This window comes from Paracoccus fontiphilus (assembly GCF_017356265.1).
Taxonomy (GTDB): domain Bacteria; phylum Pseudomonadota; class Alphaproteobacteria; order Rhodobacterales; family Rhodobacteraceae; genus Paracoccus; species Paracoccus fontiphilus.
Genome location: NZ_JAFNAW010000025.1, coordinates 1 through 22303, shown reverse-complemented (window position 1 = coordinate 22303; position 22303 = coordinate 1). Strand labels below are relative to the sequence as shown.

The 22303-nt window shown below is 66.8% G+C and carries 22 protein-coding genes, 1 pseudogene and 1 riboswitch; of the genes and pseudogenes, 11 read left to right on the top strand and 12 right to left on the bottom strand.

What is annotated here, in order from left to right; all coding sequences use genetic code 11:
* Nucleotides 1–21 precede the first annotated feature (21 nt).
* Nucleotides 22–153: riboswitch (FMN riboswitch) on the top strand.
* Between the two features lie 75 nt (nucleotides 154–228).
* A complete protein-coding gene (locus tag J0F76_RS10575; RefSeq protein WP_207468986.1) occupies nucleotides 229–702 on the top strand; it encodes a 6,7-dimethyl-8-ribityllumazine synthase in 474 nt (157 codons plus the stop codon).
* A 37-nt stretch (nucleotides 703–739) separates the two neighbouring features.
* On the opposite strand, the gene glmS is transcribed toward J0F76_RS10575, so the two are convergent.
* Both glmS and glmU read right to left on the bottom strand, forming a co-directional pair.
* Entirely contained in the window at nucleotides 740–2557 is a 1818-nt protein-coding gene (gene glmS, locus J0F76_RS10570; protein WP_207468984.1) for a glutamine--fructose-6-phosphate transaminase (isomerizing), read from the bottom strand.
* Nucleotides 2557–3900, bottom strand: a complete 1344-nt coding sequence (glmU, locus tag J0F76_RS10565; RefSeq protein WP_207468982.1) for a bifunctional UDP-N-acetylglucosamine diphosphorylase/glucosamine-1-phosphate N-acetyltransferase GlmU — start codon at nucleotides 3898–3900, stop codon at nucleotides 2557–2559. The genes glmS and glmU overlap by 1 nt, the downstream gene beginning before the upstream one ends.
* Nucleotides 3901–4016: 116 nt before the next feature.
* Here glmU and J0F76_RS10560 point away from each other — a divergent pair, with 116 nt between their 5' ends.
* Entirely contained in the window at nucleotides 4017–4691 is a 675-nt protein-coding gene (locus tag J0F76_RS10560; protein ID WP_207468980.1) for an HAD-IA family hydrolase, read from the top strand.
* 1 nt (nucleotide 4692) lies between these two features.
* Here the strand turns inward: J0F76_RS10560 and bfr are convergent, their stop codons facing one another.
* Together bfr and J0F76_RS10550 are read right to left on the bottom strand one after the other, a co-directional pair.
* Nucleotides 4693–5178 (bottom strand): bacterioferritin, encoded by a 486-nt coding sequence (gene bfr / locus J0F76_RS10555; protein WP_207468978.1) that lies wholly within the window; start codon nucleotides 5176–5178, stop codon nucleotides 4693–4695.
* Entirely contained in the window at nucleotides 5126–5419 is a 294-nt protein-coding gene (locus tag J0F76_RS10550) for a (2Fe-2S)-binding protein (RefSeq protein WP_207468976.1), read from the bottom strand. The genes bfr and J0F76_RS10550 overlap by 53 nt, the downstream gene beginning before the upstream one ends.
* Before the next feature lie 117 nt (nucleotides 5420–5536).
* On the opposite strand from J0F76_RS10550, the gene queA reads away from it, so the two are divergent.
* The 4 genes from queA (at nucleotide 5537) to J0F76_RS10530 (ending at nucleotide 11789) form a co-directional block, all read left to right on the top strand.
* Nucleotides 5537–6583, top strand: a complete 1047-nt coding sequence (gene queA, locus J0F76_RS10545; RefSeq protein WP_207468966.1) for a tRNA preQ1(34) S-adenosylmethionine ribosyltransferase-isomerase QueA — start codon at nucleotides 5537–5539, stop codon at nucleotides 6581–6583.
* A gap of 82 nt (nucleotides 6584–6665) precedes the next feature.
* Entirely contained in the window at nucleotides 6666–7928 is a 1263-nt protein-coding gene (locus J0F76_RS10540; protein ID WP_207468964.1) for an MFS transporter, read from the top strand.
* 68 nt (nucleotides 7929–7996) lie between these two features.
* Nucleotides 7997–9388 carry a dihydrolipoyl dehydrogenase gene (gene lpdA, locus J0F76_RS10535; RefSeq protein ID WP_207468962.1) on the top strand — a complete coding sequence of 464 codons (1392 nt, stop codon included), beginning with the start codon at nucleotides 7997–7999 and terminating at the stop codon, nucleotides 9386–9388.
* A 106-nt stretch (nucleotides 9389–9494) separates the two neighbouring features.
* Nucleotides 9495–11789 carry a glycosyl hydrolase family 28-related protein gene (locus J0F76_RS10530; protein ID WP_207468960.1) on the top strand — a complete coding sequence of 765 codons (2295 nt, stop codon included), beginning with the start codon at nucleotides 9495–9497 and terminating at the stop codon, nucleotides 11787–11789.
* 53 nt (nucleotides 11790–11842) lie between these two features.
* On the opposite strand, the gene J0F76_RS10525 is transcribed toward J0F76_RS10530, so the two are convergent.
* Nucleotides 11843–12319 carry a HugZ family pyridoxamine 5'-phosphate oxidase gene (locus tag J0F76_RS10525; protein WP_207468957.1) on the bottom strand — a complete coding sequence of 159 codons (477 nt, stop codon included), beginning with the start codon at nucleotides 12317–12319 and terminating at the stop codon, nucleotides 11843–11845.
* Nucleotides 12320–12533: 214 nt separating this feature from the next.
* Between J0F76_RS10525 and acs the strand changes: the two genes are divergently transcribed.
* The 3 genes from acs to J0F76_RS10510 all read left to right on the top strand — a co-directional run bounded on the left by acs (nucleotide 12534) and on the right by J0F76_RS10510 (nucleotide 16902).
* Nucleotides 12534–14489 (top strand): acetate--CoA ligase, encoded by a 1956-nt coding sequence (gene acs / locus J0F76_RS10520; protein ID WP_207468955.1) that lies wholly within the window; start codon nucleotides 12534–12536, stop codon nucleotides 14487–14489.
* 186 nt (nucleotides 14490–14675) lie between these two features.
* Nucleotides 14676–16472 (top strand): MFS transporter, encoded by a 1797-nt coding sequence (locus tag J0F76_RS10515; RefSeq protein ID WP_207468953.1) that lies wholly within the window; start codon nucleotides 14676–14678, stop codon nucleotides 16470–16472.
* Between the two features lie 67 nt (nucleotides 16473–16539).
* Complete coding sequence (locus J0F76_RS10510; protein ID WP_207468951.1) at nucleotides 16540–16902, top strand: response regulator transcription factor; 363 nt, start codon at nucleotides 16540–16542, stop codon at nucleotides 16900–16902.
* A 3-nt stretch (nucleotides 16903–16905) separates the two neighbouring features.
* Here the strand turns inward: J0F76_RS10510 and J0F76_RS10505 are convergent, their stop codons facing one another.
* The 6 genes from J0F76_RS10505 to J0F76_RS10480 form a co-directional block, all read right to left on the bottom strand.
* Complete coding sequence (locus tag J0F76_RS10505) at nucleotides 16906–17178, bottom strand: hypothetical protein (RefSeq protein WP_207468948.1); 273 nt, start codon at nucleotides 17176–17178, stop codon at nucleotides 16906–16908.
* Nucleotides 17179–17237: 59 nt separating this feature from the next.
* Nucleotides 17238–17636 carry a hypothetical protein gene (locus J0F76_RS10500; protein ID WP_207468947.1) on the bottom strand — a complete coding sequence of 133 codons (399 nt, stop codon included), beginning with the start codon at nucleotides 17634–17636 and terminating at the stop codon, nucleotides 17238–17240.
* Nucleotides 17637–17763: 127 nt separating this feature from the next.
* Entirely contained in the window at nucleotides 17764–17973 is a 210-nt protein-coding gene (locus tag J0F76_RS10495; protein ID WP_207468945.1) for a hypothetical protein, read from the bottom strand.
* 192 nt (nucleotides 17974–18165) lie between these two features.
* On the bottom strand, nucleotides 18166–18948 hold the full coding sequence (locus J0F76_RS10490) for a metal ABC transporter permease (RefSeq protein ID WP_207468943.1): 783 nt from the start codon (nucleotides 18946–18948) through the stop codon (nucleotides 18166–18168).
* Nucleotides 18948–19718 carry a metal ABC transporter ATP-binding protein gene (locus J0F76_RS10485; protein WP_207468941.1) on the bottom strand — a complete coding sequence of 257 codons (771 nt, stop codon included), beginning with the start codon at nucleotides 19716–19718 and terminating at the stop codon, nucleotides 18948–18950. The genes J0F76_RS10490 and J0F76_RS10485 overlap by 1 nt, the downstream gene beginning before the upstream one ends.
* Nucleotides 19715–20260 (bottom strand): Fur family transcriptional regulator, encoded by a 546-nt coding sequence (locus J0F76_RS10480; protein WP_207468939.1) that lies wholly within the window; start codon nucleotides 20258–20260, stop codon nucleotides 19715–19717. Before J0F76_RS10480 ends, J0F76_RS10485 begins: the two co-directional genes overlap by 4 nt.
* A gap of 49 nt (nucleotides 20261–20309) precedes the next feature.
* Here J0F76_RS10480 and J0F76_RS10475 point away from each other — a divergent pair, with 49 nt between their 5' ends.
* Nucleotides 20310–21254, top strand: a complete 945-nt coding sequence (locus J0F76_RS10475; protein WP_207468937.1) for a zinc ABC transporter substrate-binding protein — start codon at nucleotides 20310–20312, stop codon at nucleotides 21252–21254.
* A gap of 128 nt (nucleotides 21255–21382) precedes the next feature.
* Nucleotides 21383–21559, top strand: a complete 177-nt coding sequence (gene hemP, locus J0F76_RS10470; protein ID WP_207468930.1) for a hemin uptake protein HemP — start codon at nucleotides 21383–21385, stop codon at nucleotides 21557–21559.
* A 24-nt stretch (nucleotides 21560–21583) separates the two neighbouring features.
* Here the strand turns inward: hemP and J0F76_RS10465 are convergent.
* Nucleotides 21584–22303: pseudogene (locus J0F76_RS10465) on the bottom strand (hypothetical protein); the annotation flags it as partial.

Genomic DNA, 22303 nt, shown 5'->3' with positions numbered 1-22303 from the left:
GGGCATCAGATGCTATCTAGGGATCGTTCTCAGGGCGGGGTGCAATTCCCCACCGGCGGTCACAGCCCGCGAGCGCCCTTCTGCAACGAAGGGGTCAGCAGATCCGGTGAAACTCCGGGGCCGACAGTATAGTCTGGATGAAAGAGAACCGTGGCCGCGCCGCCCCATTGGCACGGTCATGGCTCGTGCTCTGGGGGCCTGACGCAAGCTAACGTAAGGTTCCTCATTATGACCCATAAGACCCCCCGTATCGCCTTTATCAAGGCCCGCTGGCATTCCGATGTCGTGGACCGCGCGCACGAAGGCTTCCTGGCCGAACAACAGCGCCTGATGCCCGGCGCGGAAGTCGTGGCCTATGACGTGCCCGGCGCCTTCGAGATGCCGCTGCTGGCCAAGAAGCTGGCGCAGACCGGCAAGTATGACGCCGTGGTCGCTGCCGCGCTTGTCGTGGACGGCGGCATCTACCGCCACGATTTCGTGGCCACCGCCGTCGTGACCGGGCTGATGAATGCCGGGCTGGAAACCGGCGTGCCGTGCTTCTCGGTCTCGCTGACGCCGCACAACTACCAGGAAACGGACCTGCTGACCGGCTTTTATCGCGACCACTTCGTCAAGAAGGGCGCCGAGGCGGCGAATGCCGTCCACCAGATGCTGGAACTGGATGCCCGCATCGCCGCCGAGGGCCGCGCGGACGTCGCCTGACGGCGCTGGCGCGCGGGGCCGGCCCGCGCGCCTTTTCCTATTCCACCGTGACCGATTTCGCGAGGTTGCGGGGCTGGTCCACGTCGGTGCCCTTGGCGACCGCCGTGTGATAGGCCAGATACTGCATGGGGATTGCATAAAGGATCGGCTGGAACGCCCCGCCGCCCGATGGCATCCGCAAGCTGGCCTGCACGCCATGGCTGGCCGCAGACAGGCCCGCCTCGTCGGACAAAAGCAGGATCTGGCCGTGGCGGGCCATCACCTCCTGCATGTTCGACACGGTCTTTTCGAACAAGGCGTCGTGCGGGGCCAGCACGATCACCGGCACGTCGCGGTCGATCAGCGCGATCGGCCCGTGCTTCAGCTCGCCCGAGGCATAGCCTTCGGCGTGGATGTAGCTCAGCTCTTTTAGCTTCAGCGCGCCTTCCAGCGCCACGGGATACAGCGCGCCGCGTCCCAGGAACAGCACGTCGCGCGCCTGCGACAGCCATTCCGACAGACCGCGGCAGTCGTCCGACAGGTTCAGCGTCTGCTGCATCAGGCCGGGGATGGACCGCAGGTCGGCCAGATGCGCGGTCAGTTGCGCGTCGTCGATGCGGCCCCGGTCATGGGCGGCCTTCAGCGCCAGGATCGCCAGCACGGTCAACTGGCAGGTGAAGGCCTTGCTTGATGCCACGCTGACCTCGATCCCCGCGCGGGTGGGCAGTGCGATGCTGGCGTCGCGCGCGATGGCCGAGGTGCCCACGTTGACCAGGCCGATGGTGCGGGACACATGGTCCTTGGCGTAATGCAACGCGGCCAGCGTGTCGGCCGTCTCGCCCGACTGGCTGACGGCGATGAACCAGCTTCTGGGCGACAGGGGCGGCTCGCGATAGCGGAACTCGGACGCGACGTCGATGTCGCAGGGCAGGCCCGCCAATTGCTCGAACCAGTATTTCGCGACATGGCCGGCCAGATGCGCGGTGCCGCAGCCGACCAGGCTGATGCGGTCCACCGTGGCAAAGTCCAGGCTGTCGGGCAGGACGATCCGGTCGTCCTTGACGTAATGGTTCAGCACGTCGCCGATCACCACCGGCTGTTCGGCGATCTCTTTCGCCATGAAGTGGCGATAGCCGCCCTTGTCAATGGCAGTCGTGCCGGTGTCGATGCGGGCTTCGGGGCGGTTGGTCTGGCGGCCGTCCGCGTCGAAGATCTGCGCGCCCGCGCGGGTCAGGATGGCGTGGTCGCCATCTTCCAGATAGGTGATCCGGTCGGTGAAGGGCGCCAGCGCCACCGCGTCCGAGCCGATGAACATCTCGCCCGTGCCGTGGCCGATGGCCAGGGGGCTGCCCTTGCGGGCGGCGATCATCAGGTCCTGTTCCCCGTCGAACAGGAAAGCCAGGGCAAAGGCGCCCTTCAGCCGGGCCAGGGTCTTGCGCGCGGCCTCGACGGGCGAGGCGCCCTTGTCCATGTAGTGCGCGGTCCACAGCGCGACGGTTTCCGTGTCGGTCTGCGATTGCGGCTGGATGCCCAGGCTTGCCAGTTCCTCGCGCAGCTCGCGGAAGTTCTCGATGATGCCGTTGTGGACCACCGCCACGGGGCCGGACTGGTGGGGATGGGCGTTCACCTCGGTCGCAGGGCCGTGGGTGGCCCAGCGGGTATGGCCGATGCCCGCGTGGCCCGGCAGGGGCTCGTGGACCAGCTTGTCGCTGAGGTTCACCAGCTTGCCGACCGCGCGGCGCCGGTCCAGCCGGCCCTGGGCATCGACTGTCGCCACCCCGGCGCTGTCATAGCCGCGATATTCCAGCCGCCGCAGCGCATCGACCAGTTGCGGGGAAACCTCGTGATTGCCGAGGATGCCGATAATGCCGCACATCAGCGGGCCTCCTTCTTGGCGCGAAGCGCCGCCATCAGGCGCGTGGCAAGGCCGGGCTTGGTGTCCTGCCGCGCCCGCCCGATCGCAAGCGCGCCGTCGGGCACGTCGGCGGTGATGACCGACCCCGATCCCGTCATGGCGTCGTCACCAACGCGCACCGGTGCCACAAGCATCGTGTCGCTGCCGATGAAGGCGCGGGCGCCGATCTCGGTCCGGTGCTTCATCACGCCGTCATAGTTGCAGGTAACCGTGCCCGCGCCGATGTTCGTGAGCTCGCCCACATGGGCGTCGCCCAGATAGGTCAGGTGGCCGACCTTCACGCCTTCGTCCAGGATGGCGTTCTTGATTTCCACGAAGTTGCCGACATGCACATCCGCGCCCAGTTCCGCGCCGGGACGCAGGCGGGCAAAGGGGCCGACGGTCGCGCCTGCCGAGATATGGCAGCCTTCCAGGTGGCAGAAGGGCAGGATCTCGGCGCCGGATTCGACGGTCACGCCGGGGCCGAAGACCACGTTGGGGCCGATCACCGCGTCGCGGCCTATCACCGTGTCCAGCGCGAACCAGACCGATTGCGGGTCGCACAGCGTCACGCCATTCTCCAGCGCCTGGCGGCGGGCGCGGTCCTGGAAGGCGGCCTCGGCGCCGGCCAGTTCGGTGCGGGTGTTGATGCCCAGCGTTTCCGCCTCGTCGCAGGTGACGACATCGGTGCTGCAACCCTCGGCGCGGGCAAGCGCCACAAGGTCGGTCAGGTAGTATTCGCCGGACGCGTTCTGGTTCGTCAGCCGCACGATCAACTGGCGCAGCAGCGAGGCATCCAGCGCCATGACGCCGCTGTTGCACAAGGCGATGTTGCGCGTGGCGGCATCGGCGTCCTTGTATTCGACGATCCGTTCCAGTCCGCGCGCGCCGACGATCAGGCGCCCGTAGCGGCCCGGGTCCTCGGCCTCGAAGCCCAGCACCACGAGGTCCGAGGGATGCGAGGCCAGCGCCGCCAGCGTATCCTCTCCGATGAAGGGGGTGTCGCCGTAAAGAACGATCACCTTGCCCTCGAAGCCCTCCAGTTCGGGCAGGGCCTGGCGGACGGCGTGGCCGGTGCCAAGCTGTTCGGCCTGCAGCACGATCCGCGCCTCGGGGTCGATGCGGCCCACGGCCTTCGTGACCAGGTCGGCGCCGTGGCCGGCGACAACGGTCACCTGCTCGGGTTCCAGCGTGCGGGCGACCGCCAGGGCGTGGCCGACCAGCGGCACGCCGCCCAGCCGGTGCAGCACCTTCGGCAGGTCTGATTGCATCCGGCTGCCCTGACCCGCCGCCAGAACCACGATCGCCACCGGCCTCTCTGCCATGCTGTCCCCAATACCTGTTCTCATTCCTTGAAAGGCGTTCTAAATCGGGGCGCGCGCGTGGGGAAGCCCCGCGCGATCACCTTTGGTGTCGGATCGTTACGGGAAAAGGCAGGCGCATGGCGGGAACGGTGGTCTTTGATCTGGACGGCACGCTGGCCGATACCTCGGCCGACCTGATCGCAGCGGCGAATGCCTGCTTCAGGGCGCGCGGGATCGACGTCGCGCTGGACCCCGTCGCGGATGCGCTGACCGCCTTTCACGGCGGCCGGGCGATGCTGCGCGCGGGCTATGGCCGGATGGGGGCGGACCTGCTGCTGCCGCCGGGCGCCGAGGACGAGGACTATCCCCGCCTGCTGGCGCATTACGGCGAGAACATCGCCGTTCACACGAAGCTGTATCCGGGGGTGGAGGATACGCTGGACCTGCTGCAGGCCGACGGCCACATCCTGGCCGTCTGCACCAACAAGCCCGGCGCCCTGGCCGAGACGCTTCTGCACGCCCTGGGGGTCCGGGACCGTTTCGCATCCATGATCGCGGCGGATACGCTGCCGGTCCGCAAGCCCGATCCGCGCCCCTACAAGGCGGCGGTCGAGCGGGCAGGCGGCAGCGTGGCTGCGTCCTTCCTGGTGGGTGATACCGAAACCGACCGCAAGACGGCGGCGGCGGCGGGCGTCAAGGTGGCGCTGGTGTCCTTCGGTCCGGAAGGCGAGGCGATCTCCCGCCTCGCGCCGGACGCGCTCATCGGGCATTTCGAAGAACTGCCCGATCTGGCGCGGCAATGGCTGGGCTAGGTCACTCGGCCTTGTCGGCCGGCTTGGCGTTCAGCTGGCCATAGTTCTGGGCGCCGATCGTCTCGTAAAGCTGGATCTGGGTTTCCAGGAAGTCGATATGGCCTTCCTCGTCCTCGATCAGGTCGTCGAACAGCGACTTGGACACCTGGTCGTTGATGGAGGAGCAGTATTCACGCGCTTCCAGATACAGGGTCCGGGCGTCGTATTCGGCGGCGAGATCCGCGTCCAGCGTTTCGCGCAGGGTCTGGCCGATCCGCAGCGGGTCCAGCTTCTGAAGGTTGGGATGGCCTTCCAGGAAGATGATTCGCTTGATCAGCCGGTCGGCGTGGTTCATCTCCTCGATGGACTCGGCGCGCGACTTGTCGGCGATATGGCCGAAGCCCCAGTCTTCCTGCAGCCGGTAATGCAGCCAGTACTGGCTGACTGCGGTCAGTTCAGACCGCAGCGCCGCGTTGAGATAGTCGATGACCTTTGCGTCGCCCTTCATGATGGCTGTCCTTTGCGATCTCTGTTCTTGCCCGCAAAATCGGCGGGGCCACGCCCAGATTATCGCAGTGACGCATCGTGTCCAGAAAGAGCGGCATGCACCCGCCGCAATCGGCGCGTTTGCCAAGCGCGTGGTAGATCTTGCCGGGCGTGATGATCGTCTGGGGGTCCGCCGTGCGCATCCAGTCGATGGCTGCCTTGATCTCATGATCCGAGATTTGCGTGCAATGGCAGACGATCATCGCTCAACTCCTGTTCCCGCGAAACTTAGCGATTCTGTCGGGAAAGTAAAGGCGACTTTTTCCGTGTGTTTTGGCTGCGGCTTGACGGAGGGCCGGGCCGGGCGCAGAAGCGCGGGCATGAAACTGTCCGATTTCGATTTCGACCTGCCCGAGGGACTGATCGCCACGCGCCCGGCCCGGCCGCGCACCTCGGCCCGCCTGCTGCTGGCGGAAGGCGGCGGGATCGCCGACCGGCGGGTCGGCGACCTGCCCGACATCCTGCGGGCGGGCGACGTCCTGGTGCTGAACGACACCAAGGTGATCCCGGCGCGCCTGACCGGCACGCGCCGCCGCGAAACGCCGCAGGGCGAGGCCACGGCCCGGATCGAGGTCACGCTGCTGGAGCCCGCCGCCGATGGCTGGCGCGCGCTGGCGAAGCCCCTGCGCAAGCTGCGCGAGGGCGAGGTGATCCGCTTCGGCGATGCCCTGTCCGCCGAGGTGGCCGCCATTGCCGAGGGCGAATTGCGCCTGCGCTTCGACGCGCAGGGGGATGCCTTCGACCGGGCGCTTCAGCAGGTGGGGGCGATGCCCTTGCCGCCCTATATCGCCGCGCTGCGCGCGCCCGATGACCAGGACCGACAGGACTACCAGACCGTCTGGGCCGCGCGGCAGGGCGCCGTCGCCGCGCCGACCGCCAGCCTGCACTTCGACACAGCGCTGCTGGAGGCCTTGGCGGCAAAGGGCGTCCAGTTCGTCCATGTCACCCTTCATGTCGGCGCAGGCACCTTCCTGCCCGTCAAGGTCGAGGACGTGACCACCCACCGGATGCACGCCGAATGGGGCGAGGTCGGCGCGGATGCCGCCGCCGCCATCAACCGCGCCAAGGCCGAGGGTCGGCGCGTGATCCCGGTCGGCACCACCGCGCTGCGGCTGATCGAATCGGCGGCGCAACAGGATGGAACGGTGCGGCCATTCGAGGGGACGACCGACATCTTCATCTATCCCGGCTATCACTTCCGGGTGACGGACGGGCTGATGACCAACTTCCACCTGCCGAAATCGACGCTGCTGATGCTGGTCTCTGCGCTGATGGGACCGGAAAAGATCAAGCGGATCTATGCCCATGCGGTTGGAACCGGCTATCGTTTCTTCAGTTATGGCGATGCGTCGCTGTTGATCCCCTAGGGTCGCTTTACGGGTAGCCTGCGCTTTCGGGATAGGCCACAGATGGCGGCGGAGTGCGCGACCCCGACAAGACGAGACCCCGATGCTTTCCGTGCTGCGAACGACATGGCCGCTGTTTCTGGGCATCCTGCTGCTGATGGTCGGCAACGGGATGCAGGGCACGCTGCTGGGCATCCGCGGCGGGCTGGAGGGCATCCCGACCCTGCAGATGTCCGTGGTCATGTCGGGCTATTTCGCCGGATTCCTGCTGGGCAGCCTGACGGTGCCGGGCCTGATCAAGAACGTGGGCCATGTCCGGGTCTTCGCGGCGCTGGGCTCGATGATCTCGTCCGTGCTGGTGCTGTATTCGGTCGAGCCCAACTGGATCTGGTGGACGCTTCTGCGCGGCATCATCGGCTTCTGCTTCTGCGGGGTCTACATCACGTCCGAAAGCTGGCTGAACGCCGGGTCCACCAACGAGAACCGTGGCCAGACGCTGTCGGCCTACATGATCGTGCAACTGCTGGGGATCGTGGCGGCGCAGGCGTTGCTGAACACCAGCGATCCGGGCGGCTACACGCTGTTCATCGTCGCATCTGTCCTGGTGTCCTTCGCCTTCATGCCGATCCTGCTGTCCGCCCGGCCCGCGCCGCAGTTCCAGACGATCAAGCGCATGACCTTCAGGCAGCTTTACCGCGCCTCGCCGCTGGGCTGCGTGGGCATCTTCCTGATGGGCGGGGTGTTTGCGGTCCTGTCGGGCATGTCCTCGGTCTGGGGGGCGACCATCGGGCTGTCGGTGGCGCAGATCTCGCTGTTCGTGGCGGCTAGCTATGCGGGCGGGCTGGTGCTGCAATATCCGATCGGCTGGATTTCCGACCGCTACGACCGGCGCAAGCTGGTGCTGATGCTGGCCGCCGTGGGCGCGGTGACGGGCCTTCTCGTGATCGCCGCGCAGCCGGGCACCTGGGGGCTGGTCATCGCTGGCGCGATGATGGGGGGCATCGCCAACCCGATCTATGCGTTGCTGCTGGCCTACACCAACGACTACCTGGACCAGTCGGACATGGCGGCGGCCTCGGCCGGGCTGCTGTTCATCTATGGCATCGGGTCGATGGGTGGGCCGGTCATCACCGGCTGGCTGATGGAGGTGATCGGGCCGGACGGGTTCTGGGTCTACATGGGCGTGCTGCTGGCGATGCTGACGGTCTATGCCGGATGGCGCACGACGCAGCGCCGCGCCCTGACGCCCGAGGAACAGGGCAACTTCGCCGTCATCACGCCCAACGCCACCACCATCGCGGTCGAGGCCGCCTTGGACGACAAGCAGTCCGAACCTGCCGACCGGCGGGCTTCTGACGCCGCGTAACCGGCCTGCTTGTTCCCCCTTCACGATTGGTTTAACGCTGAACTATCGTGACCTGACGGGGGAAACCTATGGCCCAGAATTTCGACATGGTGGTGATTGGTGCCGGGCCGGGCGGCTATGTCGCCGCGATCCGGGCGGCTCAGCTTGGCCTGAAGGTGGCCTGCATCGAGCGCGAGCATCTGGGCGGCATCTGCCTCAACTGGGGCTGCATCCCCACCAAGGCGCTGCTGCGGTCGGCCGAGGTGTTCCACCTGATGCACCGTGCCAAGGACTTCGGGCTGTCCGCCGACGGGATCGGCTTCGACCTGGAAAAGGTCGTGCAGCGGTCGCGGGGCGTGGCCAAGCAGCTGACCGGCGGCATCGGGCACCTGTTCAAGAAGAACAAGGTCACCACCATCATGGGCGAGGCGCGGCTGACAGCCCCGGGCAAGGTCAGCGTCAAGACGGACAAGGGGACCGAGGAGGTCACGGCGAAGAACATCGTCCTGGCGACCGGCGCCCGCGCGCGCGAACTGCCGGGGCTGGAGCCGGACGGCAAGCTGGTCTGGAACTACAAGCACGCGCTGGTGCCGCCGCACATGCCGAAAAAGCTGCTGGTGATCGGCTCGGGCGCCATTGGGATCGAGTTCGCAAGCTTCTTCAACACGCTGGGCGCGGATACCACGGTGGTCGAGGTGATGGATCGCGTGCTGCCGGTCGAGGACGCCGAGATCAGCGCCTTCGCCAAGAAGCAGTTCGTCAAGCAGGGCATGAAGATCCTGGAAAAGGCCACGGTCAAGAAGCTGGACCGCAAGGGATCGACCGTCACCGCGCATATCGAAACCGGCGGCAAGACCGAGACGCAGGACTTCGACACGGTGATCTCTGCCGTGGGCATTGTCGGCAACGTGGAAAACCTGGGTCTTGAGGACTTGGGCGTGAAGATCGACCGCACCCATGTCCTGACCGACGAATATTGCCGCACCGGGGTCGAGGGGCTGTATGCCATCGGCGACGTGGCGGGCGCGCCCTGGCTTGCCCACAAGGCCAGCCACGAAGGCGTCATGGTGGCCGAACTGATCGCGGGCGGGCATCCGCATCCCGTCAAGCCTTCCAGCATCGCGGGCTGCACCTATTGCCACCCGCAGGTGGCGTCGGTCGGCCTGACCGAGGCCAAGGCCAAGGAACTGGGCCACGACGTCAAGGTCGGCCGCTTCCCCTTCGTGGGCAACGGCAAGGCCATCGCCCTGGGCGAGCCCGAGGGCATGATCAAGACCGTCTTCGACGCCAAGACGGGCGAGCTGCTGGGTGCGCACATGGTCGGCGCCGAGGTGACGGAACTGATCCAGGGCTATGTCATCGGCCGCCAGCTGGAAACGACCGAGCAGGACCTGATGGAAACGGTCTTCCCGCACCCGACCCTGTCCGAGATGATGCACGAGGCGGTTCTGGACGCTTACGGCCGCGCCATCCATTTCTGAGCGTTGCGCGGGGCGGGGCTGCAACGCCCGCCCCGTCAAGGCCGCGTTAACCCTTTCCTAACTATCTCTTCACCCATGCGCCCAGCCGCGGCGGAAGGAGATAGTCATGAACATTGCCATCACCAACGGGCTTCTGCTGATGCCGCCGGCCTTCCGGGGCGGATTGGGCGCCTGGTCCCGGACCAACGGGACGCCGGGCAGCGCCACCTGGGCCTCGGCTGACAACGGTGCGCTGGTCCCGGCGGACCAGGACTTCGGCACCTGCCTCGAGGTGATGAAGCAGCAGACCACCACAAGCGTCCGCTTCATGGGCGAGACGCCGATGATCCCCGGCGTCTATCTGCGCGTCTCGGCCCGCATCAAGGCGGTCGCGGGGGCGCTGTGTTCCGCCCGCATCGCCGGCTGGGCTGGCAACGGATCGCGCGCGCATGTGAACGGCCTAGTCGAGGTCGGCCCGACCGTGCCCCTGACCGCCTATGGCGATGTGGTGGAAATCAGCGCTATCGTCGGCGTCGGATCGCGGCGCGGCGTGGACATGGCCTGGGGCACCGCGCCGGTCTATGGCCATTTCGGGCTGGATCTGGTCGGCGCGAATGGCGGGGCCTTCCGCATCGAATCGCTTCGGATCGAGGACGTGACGGCGGCCTTCATCCCGTCCCTGATCGATTGGGTGGACGTGCGCGACTATGGCGCCAAGGGCGACAACGTCACCAACGACCGTGCCGCCTTCCTGGCGGCGGACCAGGCGGCGAATGGCGGCTGGATCCTGGTGCCCGAGGGGACGTTCTTCATCAGCGGCGACCTGGGGCTGAACAGCAAGGTTCGCTTCAAGGGCACCATCCGCACGCCCGACTCCACCAGCGTGTCCTTTCTGCAAAGCTACAACTTCCCCACCTATGCCGATGCCTTCGGCAGCGAGACGCTGGGCATGAAGAAGGCGCTTCAGGCGCTGTTCGGCTATACCGACCATGTCTCGCTGGACCTGTGCGGACGCCGCGTCGATCTGGAGGAGCCGCTGGTGGTGGGGTCGCTGGCGCCGGACCTGACCGGCTTTTCCAACCGCCGCGTGATCTGCAACGGCAGCATCAGCGCCAAGCCGGGCACCGCCTGGGACATCGGCAAATGGACCAGCACCGCCACCTATGACCCCGCGCAGCCGCTGCGGCTGTCCAATGTTCTCAACGTCGCGGCGATCGAGGTGGGCAGCCGCGTGATCGGCAACGGCGTGGGCCGCGAGGTCTATGTCAACGCCAGGGATGTCGCGGCCAGGACTTTGACCCTGTCGCAGCCGCTCTACGGCGGGGGGGGAACACGCAGCTATGCCTTCGAACGCTATCGCTACCTGTTCGACTTTTCCGGCGTCGAGCAGGTCTCGCGGCTGAACTTCGTCGATCTGGACCTGAACTGCGAGGGCGTGGCCAGCGGCATCATGCTGCCCCCCCGGGGCGAGATGATCGCGCTGCGCGACTGCTACATGACCAAGCCCAGGGACCGGGGCATCACGTCCATCGGGCGGGGCTGCCAGGACCTGCTGGTGGACCGCTGCCAGTTCCTGTCGAACGAGATGGACCTGCCCGCCCAGCAGCGGACCACCATCGCCATCAACGTCAACGCCAATGACGTGAAGATCCGCGACAACCGCTTCGTGCGCTTCGCGCATTTCATGGTGGCCGACGGGGGCGGGCACATCATCTCGGGCAACCACTGGTTCCAGGGCGACGGCTCGGGCGAGGGGCTGCGCTATGCCGGGTTGGTGCTGACCCAGCCCAACGTGCAGACCACGGTGAACGGCAACTACATCGACAACGCCTCGATCGAATGGACCAATGAACACAGCGCCATTCCCAATTACACCGGGTCCGAGTTCAGCTTCGGCGGGCTGACCATCACCGGCAACACCTGCCTGTGTTCCAACACCGCCGCCTGGTTCACCTGGTTGACGGTCAAGCCCTATGGAACCGGCCATTTCATCCACGGGCTGACGGTCACCAGCAACGTCTTCAAGGCGCTTTACGGCGACATCGACCGGATCGAGCGGGTCGATGCCTCGATCGCGGACCTGAACTACAACAACATGCGCAATCTCCAGTTCGAGGGGAACACCTTCAACGGCATCAGGAACTATGTGTCGAACCCGCTGATGCTGCAGCACAACCAGACCGGCGCCTCGGCAGCCTGGACCCTGCCGGTGATCGAGGGGCTGCCCTTCAAGGGCTGGGCCAAGTCGGTCCAGTCGGTGATTTCCGAAACCGCCATCACCAATGCGGCGGGCGCGCGCGTCGATGCAGCGCCCTGGGTCCAGACCGAAATCGGCACGACCAAGCGGCAGGTCCGGCTCAACTGGCCGTCGGCGGTGAAGGGCAGGGTGTCCGTCTATGTCCGGATGGACCGGCCGCAGTAAGGGTCTTTCCAGTGCAGGCATCGGACCGCCGCGACCCTGTCGCGGCGGTTTCTTCATGCAAGGCCAAGATCCGCAGGCGTCAGCCGGAACGCCGCGCCGAAGCCCGCGTTCAGGAAGCCCGCCTGCGGGTCAAGCCGCCAGAAGCGGAAGTCGGGCAGGTCGATGAAGACCGCCGCCTTGGGATGGGCCCGCAGCCAGCGGTCGCGGAGCCCGGCCCCGTCGGCGATCACCCGCGCCGTCACCTGCAGCGACAGGCGCGGCCAGGTCATCGGGTCGCCGCGATCCTGCTGCGTCTCGACCAGCAGCGCGGCCCGCGGGTCGGCGGCCAGGGCCTGGCTGTGAACCGCCAGCCCGGACAGCAGCGCGACAGGAACGCCCGCCTCGTCGATCTGGCAGGCGATCTTCGACAGGTGCGGGTGCCCGGTCCCCGCATCGTTCACCGCCAGCACGGCATGGCGCATCGCCGCAAGCATGTGCCGCGCCGATTGCCGCGCGTCGTCGTCGGTGGTCCGGATTGGGCCCTTGTTCATGGGCCGACGCTGCAGCCTGAACCCGTGGTTTTCAAGGCTTGTGAAGGATTTACAAAATCCATCTTCATCCAGTGAAGAAATTTTCCGAAATATCGTTTCCCTGAAACTACTTAACAGAATGGATATCGTGTGATTAACATGACCGGGGGAATGGCAGACAGCCTGCGGCCGTTCGGGGAAGTCGGCGGCCCGCAAGCAAAGCGAGGAGGGGAAGATGAGCACCGAAACGATTGAAAAGCATCCGGTTCCTGCGGGGTTCGAGAACGCCCTGTGCGGGCCCGCGGATTACGGCCGCCTTTATGCCGAATCGGTCAGCGACCCCGAATCGTTCTGGGGGCGCGAGGGCAAGCGCCTGGACTGGATCCATCCCTACAGCGTGGTCAAGAACACCGACTTCACCTTCGGCCGCGTCGACATCCGCTGGTACGAGGACGGCATCCTCAACGCCGCCGTCAACTGCGTGGACCGGCACCTGCCCGCCCGCGCCAACCAGACCGCGATCATCTTCGAACCCGACGATCCCGCCACCCCCGCCCAGCACATCACCTATGCGCAACTGTCCGAGAAGGTGAACCGCTTCGCCAACGTGCTTCTGTCCCAGGGCATCATGCGCGGCGACCGGGTGGTGATCTACCTGCCGATGATCCCCGAGGCGGCCTACGCGATGCTGGCCTGCGCGCGGATCGGGGCGATCCATTCCATCGTCTTCGCGGGCTTCTCGCCCGACGCGCTGGCCAACCGCATCAACGACTGCGGCGCCAAGGTGGTCATCACCGCCGACACCGCGCCCCGCGGCGGGCGCCGGACCAACCTGAAGGCGAACACCGACGCCGCGCTGCTGCACTGTTCGGACCGGGTGCGCTGCCTGGTGGTCAAGCACACGGGCGACCAGACGACCTGGATCGACGGGCGCGACGTGGACGTCAAGGCGATGATGGAAACGGTCGCCCCCGACTGCCCGCCCCGCCCGATGAGCGCCGAGGACCCGCTGTTCATCCTTTATACCTCGGGATCCACCGGCAAGCCCAAGGGGGTCGTGCACACGACCGGCGGCTATCTGGTCTATGCCGCGATGACCCACCAGTACACCTTCGACTACAAGGACGGCGACGTCTTCTGGTGCACGGCGGACGTGGGCTGGGTCACGGGCCACAGCTACATCGTCTATGGCCCGCTGGCCAACGGCGCGACCACCGTGATGTTCGAGGGCGTGCCCACCTGGCCCGACGCGGGCCGCTTCTGGGAGGTCTGCGCCAAGCACAAGGTGACGCAGTTCTATACCGCGCCGACCGCGATCCGGTCCTTGATGGCCAAGGGCACCGAGCCGATCCAGGGCCACGACCTGTCGTCCCTGCGCATCCTGGGCACCGTGGGCGAGCCGATCAACCCCGAGGCCTGGAACTGGTACAACGACAACATCGGCAAGAACCGCTGCCCGATCGTCGACACCTGGTGGCAGACCGAGACCGGCGGCCACCTGATCACGCCGCTGCCCGGCGCCACGGAAACCAAGGCCGGTTCCGCCACGCTGCCCTTCTTCGGCATCAAGCCGGTGGTCCTGGAAGCCGAAAGCGCCAAGGTGGTCGAGGGCAACCCGGCCGAGGGGGTGCTGTGCATCGCCGACAGCTGGCCCGGCCAGATGCGCACGCTGTGGGGCGACCACCAGCGGTTCCAGGAAGCCTATTTCCAGCAGTATCCGGGTTACTACTTCACCGGCGACGGCTGCCGCCGGGACGAGGACGGCTACTACTGGATCACCGGCCGCGTCGATGACGTGATCAACGTCAGCGGCCACCGCATGGGCACCGCCGAGGTCGAATCGGCCCTGGTCGCCCACGAGAAGGTCGCGGAAGCGGCCGTGGTGGGCTATCCGCATCCGCTGAAGGGACAGGGCATCTATGCCTATGTGACGCTGATGAACGGCGTGCAGCCCAGCGACGACCTGCGGGGCGAGCTGGAGAAATGGGTTCGCACCGAGATCGGCCCCATTGCCAAGCCCGACCTGATCCAGTGGGCGCCCGGCATGCCCAAGACCCGCTCCGGCAAGATCATGCGCCGCATCCTGCGCAAGATCGCCGAGAACGACTATGGCGCCCTCGGCGACATCTCGACCCTGGCCGAACCCGAGGTGGTCGATGACCTCATCGCCAACCGGATGAACAGGGCCTGACGACGCGCGGGGGTCATGCCCCCGCGGTGACAAGGCGGCCTCCGGAGAGGAGGACCGGGTGCCGCCAGACCCGCCTGACGAGCAATCCCCCGCACGCGTTTCGAACCCGAACACGCGACCGGAGAAGGCTTGACCGCCAGGCCCCCATGCCAGCGACCGGCTGGCTCAACAGGAGGAGGAGGATTGATGGCTTACGCATCGCCCGACGCGACGACCCGTTCGCGTCCCATGACGTCCGAGGAAAAGAAGGTCATCCTGGCCTCGTCCGCGGGCACGATCTTCGAATGGTACGACTTTTACCTGTATGGCTCGCTGGCCGCGATCATCGGGGCGCAGTTCTTCACCGCCTTCCCCGAAGCCACGCGCAACGTCTTCGCGCTGCTGGCCTTTGCCGCGGGCTTCCTGGTGCGTCCCTTCGGCGCGCTGGTCTTCGGCGCCCTGGGCGACCTGATCGGCCGGAAATACACCTTCCTGGCCACGATCCTGATCATGGGATTCTCGACCTTCCTGGTCGGCCTGCTGCCCGGTTACGCCTCGTGGGGGATTGCCGCGCCGATCATCCTGATCGCGCTGCGGATGCTGCAGGGCTTGGCACTTGGCGGCGAATACGGCGGCGCGGCGGTCTATGTCGCCGAACACGCGCCGCAGGGCCAGCGCGGTTACTTCACGGCCTTCATCCAGACCACAGCGACGCTGGGCCTGCTGCTGTCGCTGGTGGTGATCCTGCTGGTGACCGCCTATGTGAACGGCAACTATCCCCCGGTGCCGCAGCTTGGGCTTGACGGCCAGCCGCTGCTGGACGCCACGGGCGCGCAGGTCATGCTGGAGCCGTTCAAGGCCTGGGGCTGGCGCATCCCGTTCCTGGGGTCGGTCTTCCTGCTGCTGATTTCGCTGTATATCCGGCTGCAGATGAACGAATCCCCGGCCTTCAAGAAGATGAAGGAAGAAGGCGCGCAGTCCAAGGCGCCCCTGAAGGAAGCCTTCGGAAACTGGAAGAACGGCAAGATCGCCCTGATCGCCCTGCTGGGCCTGACGGCAGGGCAGGCGGTGGTCTGGTATTCGGGCCAGTTCTACGCGCTGTTCTTCATCCAGAACGTCGTGAAGGTCGATCAGTTCAGCGCCAACGTCTTCGTGGCCTGGTCGCTGATCCTGGGGACCGCGGGCTTCATCTTCTTCGGCTCGCTGTCGGACCGCGTCGGCCGCAAGCCGATCATCCTGGGCGGCTGCGCCCTGGCTGCCGCGACCTACATGTGGGTCTTCCCGATGCTGACGGGCGTTGCCAACCCGGCCTTGGCTGCGGCGCAGAACACGCCCGTCACGGTCACGGCCGCGCCCGACGACTGTTCCTTCCAGTTCAACCCGGTGGGCACCGCGCAGTTCAACAACAGCTGCGACATCCTCAAGGCGGCGCTGTCGAAATCGTCGGTCAACGTCCAGGAAACGGTCGATGCCCCGGCGGGCACCGTCGCCTCGGTCAAGGTGGGCGACACGGTCATCCAGGCCTATGACGGCAATGCGCTGACGGGCGATGCCCTGAAGGCGGAAAAGGACCGCTTCACGGCGGAAATCACCGCCGCCCTGACGGCGGCAGGCTATCCGCTGGCCGGGACCGAGAACCCCACCGTCGCCAAGGCCGACCACTTCTTCGACATCTTCAGCGGCCAGAACATCCAGATCGTGCTGATCCTGACCTATCTGATCGTGCTGGTGACGATGGTCTACGGCCCGATCGCGGCGCAGCTTGTCGAACTCTATCCGACCCGCATCCGCTATTCCGGCCTGTCGCTGCCATATCACATCGGCAACGGCTGGTTCGGCGGCCTGCTGCCCGCGACCGCCTTCGCGATCTCGGCCCAGACCGGCAACATCTATGCGGGCCTGTGGTATGCGATCGTGATCGCGGTGATGACGGTGATCGTGGGTATCCTGTTCGTGCCGAACAACAGCCACAAGAAGGACATCTTCGCGGACGACAACGTCTGATCCTTCACGGCGGCGGGCCGGGTGATCCCGGCCCGCCAGTTCCCTTTCAGATCGGGAAGGCACGGCCATGGCCAGGATTCTTGTGGTCGAGGACGAGGACAACATTGCCATCGCCCTTGAGTTCCTGCTGGCTCGTGACGGACATGACCATTCGCGCCTGTCCGAAGGCGGTGCCGCCCTGGCGATGATCCGCAGCGAACGCCCCGACCTTGTGCTGCTGGACGTCATGCTGCCCGACATGTCGGGCTACGAGATCGTGGAACTGCTGCGTGCCGACCCCGGCCTGTCCGGGGTGCGCATTCTGCTGATGACCGCGCGCGGCTCGGTCGTCGAAAGGCGCCGCGGCCTTGCGCTTGGCGCGGACGGCTTCATCGCCAAGCCGTTCGAACTGTCCGAACTGCGCGCCGAGATGACGCGGCTGCTGAGTTGAACGCTAACGGCGTGCGCGCCACAGCGACCATGCGCCCAGACCGACGGCAAGATAGGCGGCGTTGACCAGAAGCCCCGCCAGGACCTGCATCGCCATCGGCTCGGGCCGGGTCGAGGCGCCCGTCAGCGGAATGATCACCGCCACGAAGATCGCGCCCGCCGCCAGCGGCAACAGCACGCCCGTGACCGGCCGGTTGCGCAGCGTCGTCAGCATCAGGGCAATCAGCAGGCCGATCCGAAACACATCCGCAGCCTGTGCCGCAAGCAGGTCAGCCATCATCCATTCCCCTGTCTTTTCCGCACCCTAGCTTGTCGGATGCCGTGCCGTCCAGCCGCCTACAGGGGGATTTCAGGCTGGTCTGGATCGATGGGAACATCGGGCAGGGCCGGCGCGGGATCGCCCGGAACCCCTTGCAGTTCTCCGATCGGCGGGGGCGGCGGCGCCCCGGCCTTGCGGCGGATCAGGACATCGCCGTTTTCCAGCCGCTCGGGTGCTTCATAGTTGCCCAGGTCGTCCACCAGCACCGCCAGATCCTGCAGCACGGGGGCGAGATCGGCCAGGGCGCCGCCCATGTTCTCGCCCAAGCGGTTCAGGTCGGGCCCAAGCTCTGACCAGAGGTTTTCGGCGATGATGCCGATGCCGCGCTCGACAAGGCTCATTCCGTCCTCGGTCGAGGTCTGAGACTGCGCGGAACCAGGGGCGAAAAGCAGGAGAAGGATCAGGAACCGGCGCATGATGGACCCCGCTTGCTGCCCTTGTCGGCCCGATCATGCTACGCCCTGGAACCCGGTGCGTCCAACGAAAAAGGGCTGGCCCAAGGCCAGCCCTTTATATCTGACAGACCCGAGGTCCGTGCAGAAATCAGGAGTCGTCGTCGTCCGAAGCAACGGCGGCGATGACGCCCAGCAGCAGCAGAGCCGGGACAACCAGGCCAGCGTTGGTCGAAGCGGGCTGCTCCTCCACAACAACGGGCTCAACGTCGACGACGGGGGCGACATAGCCACCGGCCAGAGCCGACGATGCGGTCAGGCCGAGAGCGGCAGCAAAGGTAGCAAATTTGGTCATGATCATGCTCCGTTTCGTTGAAGGCTGCCGTCACCGGCAACATCGAGGCGACAGTTACACAATCCCGGACCGTTTGAAAGCTGCATTGATTCAAATCCGTCGCGGGGTTGCGTCGACTGTTGCATATTGGCCAACACCCTTCGGGCCGCTCGGTTCCGGCTGAAAACCGGCCCGGGAAAGGGGTGTGGCAATCCTGCACTAGCCCCGTCGAAACACCTGTGAAACTGCGAAAATCGCGGCGGCCGCGGTGACGATCGACGGACCGGCCGGAGTGTCCAGGTGCAGGCTTGCCGACAGGCCGGCGATCACCGAAAACGCGGCGATCAGCGTCGCGTTGCCGACCATCCATTCCGGGGTGCGCGACAATCCGCGGGCGGACGCTGCCGGCACGATCAGCATCGCCGAAATCAGCAGCGATCCGACCACGCGAATCGACAGCGCGACCACAACCGCAAGGGCTAGCGACAGGACCACCCGCTCGACCCGCGGGTCGATTCCGGCAGCCATCGCAAGCTCCTCGTTGACCGAGGCCGTCAGCAGCCGCTGCCATCGCCAGGCCAGCACCGCCAGGACGGCAGCCGCGCCCGCCCAGATCAGCGCCAGGTCCGCCCGGCCCACGGCCAGGATGTCGCCGAACAGATAGGCCGACAGGTCGGACCGCGCCTGGGGCACGAAGCTGATCGCCACCAGCCCGATCGCCAGGGCGGAATGCGACAGCACGCCCAGGATCGTGTCCATGGCCTGCCCGCGCGTGACCAGCGCCGACACCGTCAGGGCCATGGCCAGCGCAACCAGCACCGTTCCGGCATAGATCGACACATTGAAGGCCAGGCTGATCGCCACCCCCAGGATCGCCGCATGGGCGGTGGAATCGCCGAAATAGGCCATGCGCCGCCACACCACGAAGCTGCCCAGCGGCCCGGCGACCACCGCCACGCCAAGCCCCGCAAGGATGGCGCGGATGAAGAAATCGTCCAGCATCAGGAGGCCTCGGCGTGGTGGTGCGGATGCGCGCAGGCCGCGCCGTGATCGTGGTCGTGGTCGTGGTCGTGGTGATGCTGGTAAAGCGCCAGCGTGCCCTCGGACCCGGCGCCGAACAGGGCGCGGTATTCGGGGGCGGTGCTGACATGCTGGGGCGTGCCCTCGCAGCAGACATGGCCGTTGAGGCAGATCACCCGGTCCGACGCGCGCATGACGACCAGCAGGTCGTGGCTGACCATCAGCACCGCCGCGCCGGTCTGGCGGCGCACCTCCTCGATCAACTGGTAGAAGGCGACGATGCCGGGCTGGTCCAGGCCCTGCGTCGGCTCGTCCAGGACAAGCAGGTGCGGGTCGTGCAGCAGGGCGCGGGCCAGCAGGACGCGCTGGAACTGGCCGCCCGACAACTGGGTCAGTTGCCGCGACTGCAGCCCGCCGACACCCGTCCGCGCCAGCACCTGCGCCGCCATGTCGTCGCCGACCCGGCGGGGCAGGGACAGGAACCGCCGCACGGTCATGGGGATCGTCGTGTCAAGCTGCACCCGCTGCGGGACATAGCCGATGCGCAGGCCCGCCTTTCGCGCGACCTGGCCCGCCGCCAGCGGCATGTGCCCCAGCAACGCCCGAATCAGGGATGACTTGCCCGAGCCGTTCGGCCCCACGACGGTGACGATCTCCTGCGGGTCGATGCGGAAATCCACGTCGCGAAGCACCGTTTCGAGGCCTCCGGGGCGCAGGATCGTCAGGCCGCGCGCCTCGATCAGCGCGGTCATGCCTCCGCTCCGGCGGGGTTCTCGGCGCAGGCGGGGCAAAGGCCCACGGCCTCGATGGTGACGCGCTCGACCGCGAAGCCGGTTTCGCCGGCCAGATCCGCCAGGGCAGCGCGGACCGGGGCCGCGGGCAGTTCGGCCAGCTTGTCGCAGGCGCGGCAGATCAGGAAGGCGGGCGCATGGTCGTGGCCGGGATGCAGGCAGGCCGCGAAGGCGTTCAACCGCTGCAGGCGATGGGCAAGGCCATGCTCGACCAGAAACTCCAGCGCGCGATAGGCGACGGGGGGCTGGCGGCCGAAGCCCTCGGCGGCAAGCCGGTCCAGCACCTCGTAGGCACCCATGGCACGGTGGGATTCCAGCAGGATCTCCAGCGTGCGACGGCGCACGGGGGTCATGCGGCCACCTTGTTCGGCCAGCCGGTCCGCTGCCTCATCCAGCGCACGGGCCTCGCAGGCGCTGTGGTCGTGCGGGGCAAAGGCAGGCGTGGTCCTGTCGGTATCGGTCAATGGCGTTACTTTATCACATTCGGGTTGACTTGTTATCATGTAACATGGTTAGGGGCGGTCCTGCAATCAACCAACCAAAGGACATCCCATGCGCCTTGTGCTTTCCACGCTGGCCCTGCTGGCCGCCTTCCCGGCCTTGGCCGAGCAGCCGCAGGTCGTGGCCGATACGTCCGTGACCGCGTCGCTGGTCCGGCAGGTGATGGGAGAGGAGGCGCAGGTCCGGGTGCTGCTGCCGCAGGGGGCAAGCGTGCATCACCACCAGCTGCGGCCGTCGGACGCGCGGGGGCTCCAGGAGGCCGGGCTGCTGGTCTGGACCGGGCCGGAGCTGACGCCGTGGCTGGCCCGGTCGGCCGGGTCGCTGTCCGGGGACGTGATGCAGTTGCGTCTGCTCGAGGTGCCGGAAACGCATCTGAGAAACTACGCCGGGGCCGATGATCACGATCACGATCACGATCACGATCATGAACACGGCCACGATCATTCCCCAGACGACCACGACCATGTTCACAGCGGCACCGACCCGCACGCGTGGCTTGATCCGACGAATGCCCGGCTCTGGCTGACGGCCATCGCCGACACGCTGGCGAAGGCCGATCCTGACAATGCCGGCCTCTATGCCCAGAATGCAAAGGCGGCAGCGCAGCGCATTGCCGAACTGGATGCGGACCTTCAGGCGCAGCTCGCGCCGCACAAGGAGGCCAGCTTTGTCGTGTTCCACGATGCCTACGGCTATTTCACCGAACATTACGGCCTGCGCCCGGCCATCCCCGTGTCTCTTGGCGATGCCAGCACTCCGTCGGCCGCGCGCCTGTCCGCCATCAGGGCCGAGATCGAAGCCACGGGGGCGACCTGCGCCTTTCCCGAATACGCAAGTGATCCGAGGCTGGTCCGGACCGCCGTCGAGGGAACCGACATCCGCATGGGGGACGAGCTTTCGCCCGAGGGTGGCGCCGCAGAGGCGGGTCCCGGCCTTTATGCCGATGTTCTCACAAGCCTTGCGACTGCGCTGACCGATTGCCTTTCGGACCGCTAAGTCTTTGTTGCGGGGGCGGTTCAGGCCGCCCCAAGACACCGGAAATATTTCCGACTATTTTACTTTGACATTCCAGATGGAATTTGTCAGATTTTGGTCAACGCAGGCTGAACCCCAAGAGGCTGACCATGACCGCAGCACGTCCCGCAGATTTCCAGCAACCGGCGACCAGCGTCCTGTCGCGTATCCCGCAGCATGACGCCACGGCCTTGACGCGGGGCGGCAACCAAGCCCTGATCATCCTTGACGACCAGATCTATCAACTGCGCATCACCCGCGCCGGCAAGCTGATCCTGACGAAGTGATCCTCCCGGCGCAGGCGGCGCGGCTCAGCCGCGCGGCTTGCCGCCGGGGCGGCCGCCAGGCTTTCCGGCAGGACGCCCTCCCGGCTTGCCGCCGAACCGGCCGCTTCCGCCGCCCGGACCCCCCTGTGCAGGCCTTTGGCCGCCCGGCTTGCCGAACTTGCGGTCGCCGCCGGGCTTTCCGTCACCCCGGGGCTTGAAGCCACGCTCGCCCGCAGGCTTGTCGCCGCGTGGGCCGAAGCCCGGTTTCCCGTCGCCGCGCGGCTTGAAGCCGCGGTCGCCGCCCGGCTTGCCTTCACCCCGAGGGTTGAAGCCGCGCTCGCCTGCAGGCTTGTCACCGCGCGGGCCGAAGCCCGGTTTCCCGTCGCCGCGCGGCTTGAAACCGCGTTCGCCATCCGGCCGGTCGCCGTCGCGGCGCGGCTTGAACGGACGCTCGCCTTCGGATCGTCCTTCGTCACGGCGGGGCTTGAAGCCACGCTCGCCGTCAGGCCGCCCTTCGCTGCGCGGCTTGAAGCCGTCGCGCTTGCGCTCTCCGCCCTGGCCGTCGCGGGCGGGCTTGCCGAAGCGGGGCCGGTCCTCGGAGCCTTCGGAGCGCGGCTTGCCGGACCAGGACCGCGCGGGACGGTCGCCATCCTCTCGCGGGGCACCCGGCTTGCCGCGGAAGCGCGGCCGCTCGCCATCCTCGGACCCGCCGAAGCGCGGCTTGCCGGGCTTGTCGCCCCAGGGCCGCGCCGGGCGGTCCCCGTC